Genomic DNA, 1,431 nt, shown 5'->3' on the forward strand with positions numbered 1-1,431 from the left:
TGTTAATTCAAAGCCCGCTTCAGAAACAAGTGGCCCTATTGTCGACTCTGTTTCTGAAAGCAACTCTTCTCAACAATCGCCCTCGTCCTCTCAAGCTAACAGGCCTTTTGGATATCGCCAGCAATCATTGAATCATGCTGGCGTTGATCAAGGTAATATTTCTGCTAGCAACATTACTGGTAAATCAAGTCCTGTCGAGCCAGGTGTTGACCAAGAACAGATTAAAGAAGCTCAGTCCTTTTCAATTTTTAGAAATATCTTGAGTAGCTTCCCATCTAAGAAGACCGCACAAATTGATTATTCTGTCTCAGCTTTTAGTTCGAATGAGTTGAACGAAGGGCTTGCGCAGAAGCAAATCCCAACACGTTCTCTTGATAGCGACGGTGAAGCCTTAAGCTTATTGTCTCGTGTTCTTCAAAGCTTAAATACTGGAGAAGATGAAGAGAAAGCTCTATCGCATGAGCAACAAGGACAAGTAGACGTTATTGATCGTTTCTTTGGATCATTACAAAATAATCCGCGTATTAGCTCTGAAGGCAAACAACATCTGTTTCGATTAGAAATACCAGTTTTACGCCAACTTTTGGAAAACGATACTTTCTTTGAAGATCAAAATAGCCCTCTTCGTGATGTGCTTAATCGTATTGCCAAACTCGGTGCACAAGGCAATCGTTTGGGACGTGTAGGGCATCAAAAAATTTCAGCGTTGCTTGAACGAATTAATACGGAGTTAAATGAAACCCCGGGCGTTATTGATGAGGTTAAAACTGAACTCGATGCGCTAATGGTCAAGCAGCATTCTCAGTATCTGAAAAATGTAGAGCGGGTTGCTACGGCAGCGGATAATGCACATCGATTAGAAGATATTCGTGCTGAATTAGAACAACGCATAGTGTATCTCCTTGATGGGGACGTACCTGTTGCTGTCGAAGAAATGCTGAATTCGGGTTGGTTAGACTTTTTGCAGTTAGAAGCTGTTAAGCATGGCATTGATAGCGACCAAGTAAAAAATGGCTTTCAAGCCTTAAATGCGTTGATTCAATTTGGCCGAAAGCCCGAGAGTGGATTTGAGGCTAAGAAATACGTTCCGTTTATTCAACAAGGATTAATGCAGATTTCAGGCGGGCAAGATGTTGCGAAGTCAGTCCGAGAATCTCTTAAAAACTTAGTGCTTGATGCTCAGCATAATCAGCACAAGATGATTCCTGGACAGACCTTGCCACTCGTGAGCGATATTAAGAAAGCCGATCGAGAGAATACCAACAAAGAAAAATCAGAACGCTTGGTTCCGTGGATTAAGCGTGCGAAATCTATCCCTCTAAATGCTTGGATGAGGTTTGACAAGGATGGTGAGTCGACTCAATTCATTCGTTTAGTCTGGATTGCGAAAGGATATAGCAAATTTGTTTTTGTGAATCACCAAGGTTTAAA

The 1,431-nt window shown here is 41.7% G+C and carries 1 protein-coding gene; it reads left to right on the top strand.

The window, feature by feature from the left end; genetic code table 11:
• Positions 1-1,431: DUF1631 family protein (locus tag A3738_RS07710; RefSeq protein WP_156504070.1), on the top strand; the 1,431-nt coding region annotated here is incomplete at both ends.

Source organism: Oleiphilus sp. HI0066 (assembly GCF_001635725.1).